General features: G+C 66.5%; 8 protein-coding genes. All 8 read right to left on the reverse strand.

Annotated elements, in window-relative coordinates:
* Positions 1–98: 98 nt before the first annotated feature.
* Positions 99–5,951 carry an Ig-like domain-containing protein gene (locus H5T65_01005; GenBank protein ID MBC7257805.1) on the reverse strand — a complete coding sequence of 1,951 codons (5,853 nt, stop codon included), beginning with the start codon at positions 5,949–5,951 and terminating at the stop codon, positions 99–101.
* A 112-nt stretch (positions 5,952–6,063) separates the two neighbouring features.
* Entirely contained in the window at positions 6,064–6,768 is a 705-nt protein-coding gene (locus tag H5T65_01010; GenBank protein ID MBC7257806.1) for a DUF881 domain-containing protein, read from the reverse strand.
* A complete protein-coding gene (locus H5T65_01015) occupies positions 6,743–7,483 on the reverse strand; it encodes a DUF881 domain-containing protein (GenBank protein ID MBC7257807.1) in 741 nt (246 codons plus the stop codon). The genes H5T65_01010 and H5T65_01015 overlap by 26 nt, the downstream gene beginning before the upstream one ends.
* 98 nt (positions 7,484–7,581) lie before the next feature.
* Positions 7,582–8,076, reverse strand: coding sequence for a hypothetical protein (locus H5T65_01020; protein ID MBC7257808.1), 495 nt, complete (start codon positions 8,074–8,076; stop codon positions 7,582–7,584).
* A gap of 331 nt (positions 8,077–8,407) precedes the next feature.
* A complete protein-coding gene (locus tag H5T65_01025) occupies positions 8,408–10,756 on the reverse strand; it encodes a ComEC/Rec2 family competence protein (GenBank protein MBC7257809.1) in 2,349 nt (782 codons plus the stop codon).
* Positions 10,757–10,849: 93 nt separating this feature from the next.
* Positions 10,850–11,791, reverse strand: a complete 942-nt coding sequence (locus tag H5T65_01030; GenBank protein MBC7257810.1) for an NAD-dependent epimerase/dehydratase family protein — start codon at positions 11,789–11,791, stop codon at positions 10,850–10,852.
* A gap of 22 nt (positions 11,792–11,813) precedes the next feature.
* A complete protein-coding gene (locus H5T65_01035) occupies positions 11,814–12,593 on the reverse strand; it encodes an alpha/beta fold hydrolase (protein MBC7257811.1) in 780 nt (259 codons plus the stop codon).
* 24 nt (positions 12,594–12,617) lie between these two features.
* Positions 12,618–12,995 (reverse strand): response regulator, encoded by a 378-nt coding sequence (locus H5T65_01040; protein MBC7257812.1) that lies wholly within the window; start codon positions 12,993–12,995, stop codon positions 12,618–12,620.
* Positions 12,996–12,999 lie beyond the last annotated feature (4 nt).

Genomic DNA, 12,999 nt, shown 5'->3' on the forward strand with positions numbered 1-12,999 from the left:
GCGACGCATCTCCGAGGTGCGTCGCACATGCTTTCAGCCCCTTGCCGTCCGCGCGGAGAGCGAGATAGGGGCGACCAGTGAGCCGCCCCTGCCGTCCATCACGGGGTTACGGTGAACTTCGCGCCTCCGCTCCGCCCGAACGTCTCGGGGAAGTACATCTCGTAGGCCACCGCCGGCATGACCAGGAACTCGCCCGGCACGCTGGCCCGCAGCAGGTACGTGTACTCATACGTGCCCGCGGGCACCGACGTGGCGAACAGCGCGACCTTCTCGTCGCGAATCTCGGTGTGCGAGAAGACCCACCAGCCCCACACGTCCTCCTCGCCCGTCCGGCGGAACTGCGGCTGCTCCAGCAGTTGGCTGGTCGTCCGCAGGCTGGTATCCACCGCCTCCGTGCCGCCTGGAATCGGATCTTCCACCACCAGGTAGTGCAGCGAACTCGGCGCGATGACCGTGAGTTTCACGCGGATGATGTCGCCGACCCTGGCCGTGGCGACTTCCCGGGTCGGGTCATCCGCCAGCGTGTACTGGCGCAGGACGATGACCCCGCGATTCAGCGGGCCTACCTGCTCCACCGGCAGGTAGTACTTCAGCGCGGCGGAATAGTACAGCGCGCCTTTCTCGGCCTGCCCGCCCGTCAACGGCGACCGCTCCACGATCACGCGGTTGCCCACATCCTTCAGCAAATCCTTGAGCGGGATGCTGACCACGCGCGGGGCATCCACGGTGTCGGGCCGCACATCGCCCGCCAGCACGCGCTTCCCGTTGAGGCCGACCTGATACCGGTACTCGCCCTCCAACTCGCCGGTCTGGGCGGCGTAATCGGTCAGGGCCATGAGCGCCCATGCGTTCTCCTGCGTGGTGCCCCAGCGCCCGTCCTGGCGCGCGGCCATGAGCCAGCGAACCGCATTGGGCAGCAGCGCGTTGTCGGGCGTAAGGCGCACCAGCGCCCGCAACACGATGGCCGTGCTGCGCACGTCGGTGTTCATCAAGAAGCGGTCGGTCTGGGCCTCCTCCCAGTGAGCACCCGTGGCGCTCAAGACCGCCTGTCCGTTGAGTTCGGCCAGCAGCGCGCGCACCTGGCCTGCGTGAGCATCGCCGGCGGCCTGCAGGGCCTGCGCCAGGAACGCCTTGCCGTAGTGTCCGAGAAGATGCCGCTTCTCAAACAGGGCCACGGATCGGGCGGTGTCGCCCGCGCCGAACTCGCTCAGGACGTACAGGATGAAGGCCTGTTCGTTGGCCGCTGTTGCATCCTGGACGCCCGCCACGTCCAGCGAGGACTTCAGGAATCGCACGGCCCGCTCCATGACCGACGAGTCCACGCCAAATCCGGCGCGTCTGGCCTCATTCAGCCCCAGCAGCACGTAGGCCGTGATGTAGGGGTGGCTTTGCTCGGTGTACCACCACCCCCAACCCCCGTCCACGTTCTGCGAGGCGTACAGTTTCTGCAAGCCCACCGCCACCAGGTCGGGCAGTTTGGCCTCCAACTCCTCATTGCGCACGCCAAGCCGCTTGTAGGCTTGCCACGCCGCCACGTTGGGCAGGAATCGGCTCACCGTCTGCTCGGCGCACTCGTAGGGGAAGTGCTCCAGGTAACCCAGGGCATCCTTCATGCCGGCCACGAGGGACGGATCCAGCCGCACGGTGAAGTCGCCCTGCGAAGGCTCGTACACATCCGGCAACTGCACGATCTCCACCTGCTGCTCGCCCGCGCGGACTTCGCCCGCGGTGGCCACGACTTCCGGCGTCGTGAAGTGATAGACCGGTAGCGTGAGGGCGATGGCGTCCTCCAGCCCGCCCCCCGCGGCGCGCACGGACACCGTAACCTGCTCGTCGGCCCCGATGGTGCCGTTCCACGTGAGTTTCTGGAGACCCCTGGCCGGGATGTCCACGCTCTCGGTGCGGCCGAAGTCCGAACGCTCGCCGCGGACGGCCACCTGCACCTGCACGCGCAGCGCCTGGTCGGTGTTGTTGTGGACGATGGCGGCCAATTCCGGCTTGTCGCCGATGACGAAGAAGCGCGGCGCCACCACGCGCACCAGCAGGGGCTTGGTAACCACGATGTCCGATGTGGACGAACCAACCTGCGTGTTGGCCGTCGCGCCGTCGGCCACCATGCGCCACGTGGTCAGCGAGTCGGGCAAGTTGACCGCAACCGTGGCCCTGCCTGCGGCGTCGGTGCGCAGCGCAGGCTCCCAGAAGGCGGTGTCGGGGAAGTAGGTGCGGGCTGTCATGGCTCCCTCAGCACCGCCCCCGCCCTTGCCTTCGGGCGCAGGCTCGGCCTCGCGCTCGGCCACGGCAAGGGTCAGACTGGCGGCCGTCCGGATGCCAAGCCCGCGCTTGCGATAGAAGAAGTCCAGGATGTCCGGGCCGGGCCGCTGCGCCAGCGCCAGCACCGAAGCGTCCACCAGCGCCAGCGACACCTCGGCGGGCACGCCCTGTCCGTTGGCGTCCAGCGTCTCCACGGTGAACTGCGCCGTGTCGCGCGGGCCATAGGCTCCCGCACGGTCGGGGGTAACCCGAATCGTGAGATGCTTCTCGGCGGCGGACACCTGCAGCGCCACGTAGCCCACCCGGAACGACGCGAACGGTTCGGCCGCACCCTTGCCCTTCACAAGCACCACCGATACGTAGGCGTTGGGAATCAGATCTTCGGTGATGGGAATATCCACCTGGTCGCTGTTGGTCTGCAGCGTCAGCACGCGATACGAGAGGATTCCGGCCCGCTCCACGGTGAGGAGCGCCATCACCGGCCCCTGGAAGGGGCTGGGGACGAGGATGTGCGCCGTTTCCCCAGGTGCGTAACTCTTCTTGTCGGCGATGAGTTCCATGCGGTTGTTGTTCTCCATGCGCCACGACACGTACTCATCGCCCACGCCCGACACCCACAGGTACGTGGCGCTGCGGACTTCGTTGCCGCGTGCGTCGCGCCCCAGCGCCAGCACTCGGTAACTGCCGCCCTCCGGCGGGACAAAGGACGCCACCGCCGCGCCCTTGTCGTCTGTCGTGATCGTCTGTGTGAATACCGGCGTGTCGGTGAAGCGCGTCGTCCAGTAGAACCCGCCATCGGGCCACTTCTCCTGAACGCTGTACCAGTCGCGCAGGGAGAAAATGACGGTCAGCGGCACGTTGGGAACAGGCTCGCTCTTGCTGTTCACCGTGATGATGGAGACATCCGTGGGCTTGCCTGCCGTGCCCACGTAGGCTTTCGGCGACAGGCCAATGTAGAACTCGCCCTTGTGCACGGGAGCCGCCGTCCGTCCGCTCACCTCCTGGCCGTTCACGTCCGTAACATTGGCCTCAATGGAGAAGGTCTGGCTGGCCGTGAACTTGGCCAGGTCGGCGGGAACCGCGAAGGAGAAGCGGCCTTCGGCGTCGGTCGTCCCTTCGCCGCTGGCCACCACCTGCGCGCCGGTGTCCTCGCGCGTCCAGTAGTCCCAATCGTGGAAGTCGTACCAGCCCTGGCCCTGCCACGCGAAGAAGTAGGGTTGCGCCACGATGTTCCATCGGACTTTCGCGTTGGCCACCGGAGCGCCGAAGTAGTACTTGGCCAGCACGCTGACCTCTACGCGGTCGCCCTGGACGTATTCGGGCTGATTGGTCGCAACCGTGATTTCGTATTCCGGCTTGCGGTATTCGGCCACCTGGAAGGACGTGCTGAACTGCAGCGGGGCCTGCTTGTACCCGTGGGTGGTGGCGGCCTCGCTCGCGGGCGTCGCGTAAATCCAGTAGATGCCCGTGGGCGCGTTCTCGGCCAACGTCAGGCTGCCGTACACCGTCCCCAGGTCGCTCATCTGGAGCGTCTGGCTGTAGAACTGCTGGCCCTGCGGGTCAGAAACCGTAACGCGAAGCGGGCCGATGTCGGGCAGCGAGTAGCGCGCGTCGTCATCGGCGCGGACGATGCCCTTGAAGTAAACCGTCTGCCCGGGGCGGTAGATGGGCCTGTCCGTGTAGAAGTAGCCGACAAGGGGCGTGAGCCACGACTCGCTGGGGATGGAAAACTCCCAGGGGTCAATCCCCGCCGACCAGGGGCTGCCGGTTACGGCCAGGGACTCGCCGGAGCCGGCCACAACCGTGAGGGCTTCCCACAAGTCGCGAGGCTGGGCAAACTGTCCGCGCCACACGCCCTCGGCATTCGTCAGACCGTCCATGAGCATCTTGCCGCTGCCGTCGTACACCTTCAGCGGCAGGGAATCTATCGGCTGGCCGCTCACGAGGTCGGTGGCCCACACCAGCACGTCCTTAGGCCCGTGCTTCAGCACCAGGTTCGTGCGGGTTACCACCAGCGCCATCCCCTGCGGGCGAGAGACCTTCTCGGGGATGTCGGGCGAGGAGAGCATGAGGTAGTACACGCCGGGCGGCAGCGGGCGGGTGGCGTCGGCGGTGAGGGGCACGTCCAGGGTCTGCGTCTTGTTCCGAGGCGCGTTCACCGCCACTTCCCACGCGCGCAGCAGGCTCTCGTTCCGCGGCGCAAACTTGTCGCGGTATTCCCAGTCGTCGCCGTTGAGGCGCACGAACTCGTCCAGCGACAGGGCGTACAAGCGCAGATTGACGCGGGCGATATTGCGGTAGGCGATGGGAATCTGCACCGGATTGTAGGCGTTGAAAACGGTGGCGTCGCCCCACCTGCCGACCACGTACAGGCTGGGGTCCAAGTCGCGCGTGTGGAACGCCAGGACGTAATCCCGGCCCAGGGTGTTCCCGTATGGGTCCGCCGCCGAAGCCGGAATGGTGATTCGGTAATCCGTGTCCGGCTGGAGCCGAACGGAGAGTTGCAGCGAGTCCTCGTACTCATTCCAGTACGCCTGCCATGCGGTGCCTTCCGGCTCCACGCGCAGGGTGGGGGTGATGGTCTCCAGGAGCATGGGGCCGGCGAACCAAATCTGCACCCAAGCGTAGGGCGAGACGGCGGTCTCGTTGGCTCCAGGGCTTGTCCGAACCACGCGAGGCTTCGGCACGACGCCGAACGGCCACTTCTCTGTCGTTGCTAGCGTCCCGCCGGAAGCCGACCGCACGCCCGCCGCCACCGACGCCACATACCCCATGCCCATGCGCAGGGGCGCGCTCGGCTTGAAGTACAGCGTGCTCCCCTGCCACGAGAACGTGCCCGCCACCTTGCTGCCCGTCTGGATCTCGCGCAGGGCGAACCCCGCTTCCACGGAGGCCGCGTCCATGGGCTGGTTGAATGAGACGATGACCTGGGCCGTGGGCGCGACCTTCATCCCCTGCGGCTGGACGCCGGTGATCTTGGGCGACTCCGTGGTGAACGTCCACGAGTAGTCCTCGGCCAGCACGCTGCCCGTGGTATCCTGCAGGCCCGCGGCGACGGTGGCCCGATAGGTTGTGGATCCCGCCAGGCCCTCGGCGGGGCGGAAGATGTAGATGGACGTGTTGAGCCACTCGCCTGTGCCGGCGACGGGCGGCTCCAGGCGCAGTGGCTGGGGCAGGTCCTGGGCGCGCTTGAGATCCGTGAGCGGCACGACCGGCCTGTTGAAGATGACGGTGATGGCGATGTCCCGCTCTACCTCGGCGGCTCCATCCGCGGGCTGCGTCTGGGAGACGCGAAGGCTGCCCACCGTCTGGAATCGCAGGACGACTTCATCGGCCAGGGACAGGCCCGCGCTGGACTTGACCCCCTTGCCGAGCACGACGCGGTAGGTGGTGGCCGGCTCCAGCGGCGCTGCCGGCCGGAAGACCAGCCTGCGATCCTCCAGGACCCACTGCCCCGGAATCGCAGGGTCAATGCGCACCTGTCCCTCCAGGGACTTCGGATCCATGGGCTGGTTGAACTCCACGACGAGCGGCGCTCCCACCGGCAGTTCCTCGGAGGGGAGCGGAGTCTGCCGCACGATTCGCGGGATCGCGGGGGGTTGCTTGGGGCCGCACGAGACGGCCACAAGCGCCAGAAGGACAATCACGACCACAAACGTTACGCTGCGCCAAGATTTCATAGAGGCCTCCTGAGCAAACGAAAGCACGCCGAAGCGTGCGCGCACTTCAATCTACAGACGCACGGCGGGCGCGTCAGGTTCCCGCCGCACAGCCATCCGAGGCATCAGGGCGCTATTGCGCAGTTACGGGCTGTGCGTAACGGAACTCAATTCTCCGGGCATACATGGGGATCGCCAGGGTTTGCGCATCGGCAATCTCGGCTTGGAATCCCGGGTGTGCGGCTTGTAGCGACGCCAGCATCCCGCCTTTGCGCGTCAACGCCACCCTCAGGGTGTCGGGGTCGCCGAGCACCTGGAAGACGAACGGGCGGGAGAGCACTGTCCCGTCCACCGAGATGCCCGCCTCGGTACCCACGATGGCAGAGGAGACGACCAGCCGCTGGCCGTTGAGGGCAATCGCCTTCGCGCCGGAGTTCTTCAGTTCGTTGACCATATCCTGCAACTCCGTGGCGCTTACGGGGCTGTTCAGCGTGAGGGTGATGCCCGGCCCCGAGACTTCGCTGAGGCCGGTGATGAGTTTCAGGCGGTTCAGTTCCTCCACCATGACGACAAGGGAACCACCCTGCTGCTCCAATTCGGCCAGTTTGGCGCGCAACGAATCCACTTCCTCGCGCAGTTTCAGGTTGGCGTCCACGAGGCCGCTGATGAGAACGGCGCGATCGGTCCCCGAGGCGGCAACCCGCGCCGAGCGCAGGGCGCTCTCGCTGCGGAACTGGGCGAAGATGAGCATCCCCACCAGGACGAACAAAATCGCCAGCGGGATGTGCACGAGCCAGTTGTCGTGCGAGATTCTACGGAGATACTGAGACACTTGCATACAGCGCTCCGAAGCCGCCGCGATAGGCGGGCACCTGAATATCGGCGGCCTGCGCGACGGTGAAAGCCAGGCCGTAGGCCGCGACGCGATTGCGCAGGTCGGCGAGGAACCTGGGATTCTTGAGCAGCGACTCCTGCTGCTCCGATGGGCCGATGGCTCGGATCACGTAGGGCGGCGACAGGCGCGTATCGTTGACCATGATGGTCGCCCCCACGCAGTAGATGGACGTGCTGGCGACAATGCGCTCGCCGTTCACGGAGATGGCCTCGCTCCCCGCCGCCCACAACAGGTTGACCACGTCGCGCAGGTCGTAGTCGTGCACGAGGTACAGTTCGGGGTTCACCGCCGACGGAACAACTTGCCGATTGCTGTCGTTCAGGACGACCTCAACACCCGGGCCGTGCAGCGCGACGAGGCCAGCCAACACCTTCTGGCGCGCCAGTTCTTCGGCCAGCCCCGCCAACAGGTCAGCCGATTGGCCGCGCTGCTGCTGTCGCTCGTCCAGTTGCTGGCGCAGTTGAGACACTTCCGCCTTCAGCGCGTCCTGTTCCGCCTCCAGCCGCGCGATGGTGGACGCCGTGCGGTCGCGCGCGTAACTCGTGTCTGTCAGGCGCGTAGTCGGAGCCGAGCGCCACTGGAGCGACAGAAGCAGCCCCAGCGCCAGGCCCGCCAGCAGAAGCCCTATGGAAGATGTCCGGGTCTTCCTCTTCTCCATCGGATTGCACCGCGTTGTGATCTTTCTGCCATATATAACGCAGAAAAGCACCTTTCGGTGCCTTTCTGAAACACATCTCGTCTGTGCAAGAACGATGCCTAGCGGACCAGGTTCGCCAGTTGCAGCCTGTAGATGCGCTGATTGTCGGTAATGTCCGTCTCACCCAGGACCGGGGCCGCCCGCACCTTGAGCCAGTACTCGGGACGAATGGGGATTTCGGACAGACCCTGCAGGCGGACCACCTTGACCTCCCCCGGCGCCAGTTGCTCAACCGTGGCGACACGGGTAAGGATGGGCGAAGGCTCGCGGTTGTCCAGGCGGAGTTCGGCGCGCACGACGACGTTGCGCTCCGCGGTCAGGCCCGTATTCTCCACGGCAACCAGCAGATTGACCGTCTTCAGATCCTCCAGCGAGCGGATGGCATCCAAAGGCGGGTCAAAGTCAATGGCCAGAACCGCGATGTCGTGTTCCGGCGGCCTGGCCGAAACGTCATGCGACGTTCCGGTGAAGACATCCAGTTGCCGAGTCTCTATCTGGAATTGTGTGCAACCTGTCAGCAAACCAAGCAGGAGCGCGGAGAGCAAAACAGCCACCCGAAGGCGGCGTAAATCTCCATCTCCCATAATTGTCAAACCCTCCCCCACGTGGCATGGCATGAGTGTGCCGACAAAGCGCCATGATGAACGTTTTGTCACAATCGTATCATACCCGATTTTGGCGTCTTTGTCAAGTCATTGGCGGCTGCGATTGCTCCGTCTTGTGTTGGCGAGCAAACTGCAACGCACTGCCGAAAGTGCGTCGCACCCATGCCCATGGCGCGACCAACGGACTTTGGAACCGAGACGCGGTCGCGGCCGAAGCGGAGATCTGCGAAGCCCCCAGGGGGCTTTACGCCGCCCGGCGACGGTTGCGGGGCCGAACCCACTACCGCACCCAGTACTTCTCTCCGTCCGTAACGATTTCCAGCGAACCCTTGCGGCGAGTCTGCCACACGGTCGCACCGGTGGCCTCCAGCCGCTGCAAGGTCGTGGGGTGAGGGTCGGCGGCGGCGCGAGGGCCTCCCTGGATGACGGCCACCCGCGGCGCGACAGCGGCCAGGAACGACTCCTGCAGAGCCTTCTCGCCCCCGTGGTGCGGAACCTTCAGCACCAGCGAGCGCGGAACATCCTGCTGGTTCATCAGGAGCAACTGCCCTTCTTCCTCCAGGTCGCCGGGGAACAGGAAGGTGGCGCGCCCCATGGTAAGCCGAATGACCATGGAGCAGTCATTGACGGAGCGGCAGGGGGTTGTGGGCCACGGGTACAGCACCTCCAGCACCACGTCGCCGTCCACCACGAACCTCTGCCCAGGCGAGGCCGGGATGCGAGGGATGCCTCGGGCTTGGGCCGCCGCCACGCATGCCTTGTACTCAGGCGTCTTGCCCGGCCGCGCTTCCACAAACCCGCCCACGTTGTACCGCTCCAGAACGCCGATAAGTCCCCCGGCGTGATCGGCATGCGGGTGGGTGAGAAAGACCAGCGCCAGGCTGCGCTGCCAGAACGGGAGCCGCCGCCCCACCTCGCTCAACAGGCGGGCCGGGTCGCTTCCCCCGTCAATGAGCACGGCGCTCCCCTTCGGCGTGCGTATCAGCACCGCATCACCCTCGCCCACGTTGATGAAGTGCGCATGGAGCCGCCCGTCGGGCATCTGCAACCCCGCCGCCCACACCAACGCTGCCACAACCGCAAGCGCGCCCTGCCATCGTCCGCGCCGCACCGCCTTCGCCCAACGGCGCGCGGCCGGGCTCAGCCAGCGCCGCACCCGCTGCGAGCCGAAGGTCAGCCCTCCTACGACCACGTAGTACCCCGCCACGACCGGCCACGGCACCCGCGCCACTTGCAGGTTCGCCCCAGGCACCGCCGCCAGGGCCTCGGCCATGCGGATGGTGTACGCCAGGAATAGCCACGCCGTCCACCCCGCCGGCATCCCCAGCGGCAGCCAGACCAGCGCCAGCAGCAACCCCACGCCGCCCCAAACCATGACCTGCGGCTGCGCCGGCACGATGAGCAGATTGGCCACCAGGCTGATGGGCGACAGGTTGTGGAAGTAGGCCACCGTCAGGGGCAGGGTCAGCACCTGCGCGGCCAGCGTGGCGGCCAGGCCATCCCCCAGCCAGCCCACCGCCGCCTTCCCCAGCGCCCCGGGGATATGCGCCGACAGGAACGCCCCCACCCGCCGATGGAGCGGCTCCGCATACAGGATCATCCCAAGCGTAGCGGCGAAACTCAACTGGAACCCCACATCCCACAGCGCCTGCGGACGGATGGCGGTCATCAGCAGCGCCGAGGCCGCCAGGGCGTTGAGGGCATCGCTGCGCCGCCCCAGCAGAAGCGCCACCAACGCGATGCACCCCATGATGGCGGCGCGCACCACTGGCGGGTCCGCGCCCACAAGGAGGGTGTACAGGACGACGAGGGGGATCGTCGCGGCCACCGCCCACCGCCGCCCGACCGTGCGCGTGAGCATCCGCAGCAGCGCGCCCGCGATGACGGTGATGTTGAACCCCGAGATGGCGATGATATGTGCCGTGGCCGTTGTGCGGAAGGCGTCCATCACATCGGCCGAGATGCCGCCCTCGCGCCCCAGGAGAATGCCCGTCAGCAGCGCCGCCTCGGGGTTGGGCAGCAGCGCCGCCAGTACGGACTCGCACCGCGCCCGAAGCGCCCCGAGCATCCGCCGCAGGCTCCAGCCCTGTGCATGGCCCAGCACCTCCACCGAGGGCATGTACATCAGCGAGAACACGTTTTCGCGGGCCAGGTAGTCGCGGTACGAGAATTCCTCCCACACGGGCGGCGTGGTCAATTCGCCGTCCAGCCGCACCGTGTCGCCGTCGCGCACGACCGGGAACGCGGGCAGCGTGGCCAGCACGAAGCCGTGAACCGGCGCACGGCCATAGGCGTGGGTGATCTCACGCGCGGAGATGCGGACGCGCCAGCGAGCGCCCTTGGGCTCCGGCTCCCCGTGCACGACGCCGACCAGGCTCACGGAGCCGCCCTCGTTGTAGTGGGCCACATGGGCCGCGTCTATGCGGGGCAGGCCCACGGTGTAGCGCCAGGCCCCGAGCAGGAGAAAGGCAGCAGCCAGCAGCGGCAGGCCGGCGCGAGTCCTCCTGGCCAGAACCGCCGCCACCACCGCCGCGCCAAAGCCGCCAAGCCAAACTGCACTGGGAACCCGGGCCTGTTGGGCCAGCCAAATGCCGACCACCCAGGCCACCGCCATCCACACAAGCCGCATGGCCGTTACCTATCCACGAATCACACGAATGGACATGAACAAACGCCCGCACGCTGGGCTGGTTCGCGGTGCTCCTGGCGGGACAACGAGCGCCTATTCGCGGCGCATCAAGTCGCGGAGATAGGGGTCGTGCTGGAGCATGAGCCGCAGGCCGGTTGCCACATCCACCTTCGGCGAGTAGCCCAACAGCGCCCGCGCCCGCGTCAAATCGGCCACCAGCCGCGAGACGCCGCCCGTGTCGGCCTGGCTGTGCAGCGAATGCACCTCGCGCCCGATGGCAGCAGCGATGAGGTCTACCAGAGCGCGCACACTGGTCTCCTGCCCCGAACCGACGTTGATGACCTGGCGGTTGACCCCCGTCGCCTCCGAGGCGGTTACCAGCGCGTCCACCACGTCGTCTATGTACACGAAATCGCGGGTCTGCTGGCCGGTGCCGAACACGATGACAGAGCCGCCCGACAGCGCCTGCTTGAGGAAGAAGGGGATCACAGGCGCGTGGGCTGCGGGGACAAACTGGCCCGCGCCGTAGGCGTTGAAAATCCGCAGGCTCACCGTCTCTATAGCGTACAGTTCGCCCAGGGTGTTCACGTACAGTTCCGACGCCAATTTGCTCACGGCGTAGGGCGAGCGCGGATGGGGCCATGCGGTCTCCGACACCGGCTGCGTCTCCTGATCGCCGTACACCGCCCCCGACGAGGCGAACACCACCCGCCCCACGCCCGCATCGCGCGCCGCTTGCATCAGCGAAACCGTGCCACCCACGTTCACGTCGTTGTACTCGCGGGGATAGAGGACAGACTCGGGCACAGACACGCGGGCCGCCAGGTGGTACACGCAGGAGATGCCCTGGAGCAGCGTCCAGAGTTTGGGCACATCGCGCACGTCGCCACGGGTGAACACCACGCGGCGGTCCAGCCGCGACGGGTCACCCGCGCTCAAGTCGTCCAGCACGCGCACGTGGTGCCCTTCGGCCACCAGCCGATTCGCCAACGCCGCGCCGATGAACCCGGCGCCGCCCGTGATCAGAACCCGCATACCGTCCTCGTCCTGCTTTACTTCAGTGTGTGCGCCGACGCCATTCTGTCTTTAGGTCCAGTTGGGTCAGGTCCTCGCCGATTTCCAGGAAGTCGGCCAGCAGGCGGTTGAAACGGCCGACCTCATCCAGCATCGGGAAGTGCTTGGACTCGGTCATGGTGAGCACCCGCACCCGTGGGTTGTTGGCCGCTATGGCGGTGGCCTGGGCCGGATCCACCAGCCCGTCCTTGCGCCCGTACACGAGGAGCGTCGGCATCGGCAACTGGCGCAGCAAGGGACGGATGTCAAAGCCCTTCAGGTTGGCCAGACTCTCCTCAACCGCGTTGGGCGCGATGCGGGCGATGTCCTGCCACACGATATTGTGGGGGATCTGCCGCTTCTGCTGGAACTTGCCGATGGCCGACTTGCCGAGGATGGCGCCGGTGTTGAGGCCCGCATCGGTGAGGGGCGTGCTCACCAGCGCCAGGCGCGGCGCGCGGTCCGGGTGTTTGGCCGCGAAGTGCACGGCCAGGATGCCCCCCAGGCTGTGGGCCACCAGCGGAGCCTTGAGGATACCCATCTGATCCATGAAGGCTTCCAGCAGGCGCAGGTAGGAATCCATGTCGTGGCGGCCGCCCTGCTTGTCCGAATCCCCGTACCCCCACAGGTCAAAGGCGTGCGTGCGGTAATTCTCGGAGAGCGCCTCCATGGCATGCATCCAGTAGCGCCACGAACCGAGCCAGCCGTGAAGGAAGATCAGCGGCTTGCCTCGCCCCAGCGTTTCGTAGTGGATGATTCGCTCCTCAATGAGGATGACGCTCATCGCCGCTCCCTGGCCGCCCGCGCCTCATTTCCCTTTGGCGGCCGCCAGCACATTCCGCAGCCGACCGGGCAACTCTTCCGGCGAGAACGGCTTCAGGATATAGTCCGCCGCCCCCAACGAAAGCCCCTGCTTGATGTCGGCCTCCTGCCCGCGCGCGGAAAGAAACACCACTGGAATGCCCTTCGTCTTCGGGTTCGCCTTCAGCGCCTGGCACGCCTGGTGCCCCGTCATGCGCGGCATCCGCACGTCCATCAGCACCAGGTCGGGCATCACCGCCAGCGTCTGTTGCACGGCCTCTTCTCCGTTGTTCGCGGTTACGACCTCAAACCCGTTGAGTTCCAGGATGAACCGAAGGAGTTCCAGGATATCGCGCTCGTCCTCGGCTACAACGATTTTCGGCATACCT

Source organism: Chloroflexota bacterium (assembly GCA_014360805.1).
Taxonomy (GTDB): Bacteria; Chloroflexota; Anaerolineae; order DTLA01; family DTLA01; genus DTLA01.

Coding starts and splice junctions, on each gene's coding strand:
- H5T65_01040 (MBC7257812.1), bottom strand. CDS start 12,995: ATGCCGAAAATCGTTGTAGCCGAGGACGAGCGCGATATCCTGGAACTC.
- H5T65_01015 (MBC7257807.1), bottom strand. CDS start 7,483: ATGGAGAAGAGGAAGACCCGGACATCTTCCATAGGGCTTCTGCTGGCG.
- H5T65_01025 (MBC7257809.1), bottom strand. CDS start 10,756: ATGCGGCTTGTGTGGATGGCGGTGGCCTGGGTGGTCGGCATTTGGCTG.
- H5T65_01030 (MBC7257810.1), bottom strand. CDS start 11,791: ATGCGGGTTCTGATCACGGGCGGCGCCGGGTTCATCGGCGCGGCGTTG.
- H5T65_01005 (MBC7257805.1), bottom strand. CDS start 5,951: ATGAAATCTTGGCGCAGCGTAACGTTTGTGGTCGTGATTGTCCTTCTG.
- H5T65_01035 (MBC7257811.1), bottom strand. CDS start 12,593: ATGAGCGTCATCCTCATTGAGGAGCGAATCATCCACTACGAAACGCTG.
- H5T65_01010 (MBC7257806.1), bottom strand. CDS start 6,768: ATGCAAGTGTCTCAGTATCTCCGTAGAATCTCGCACGACAACTGGCTC.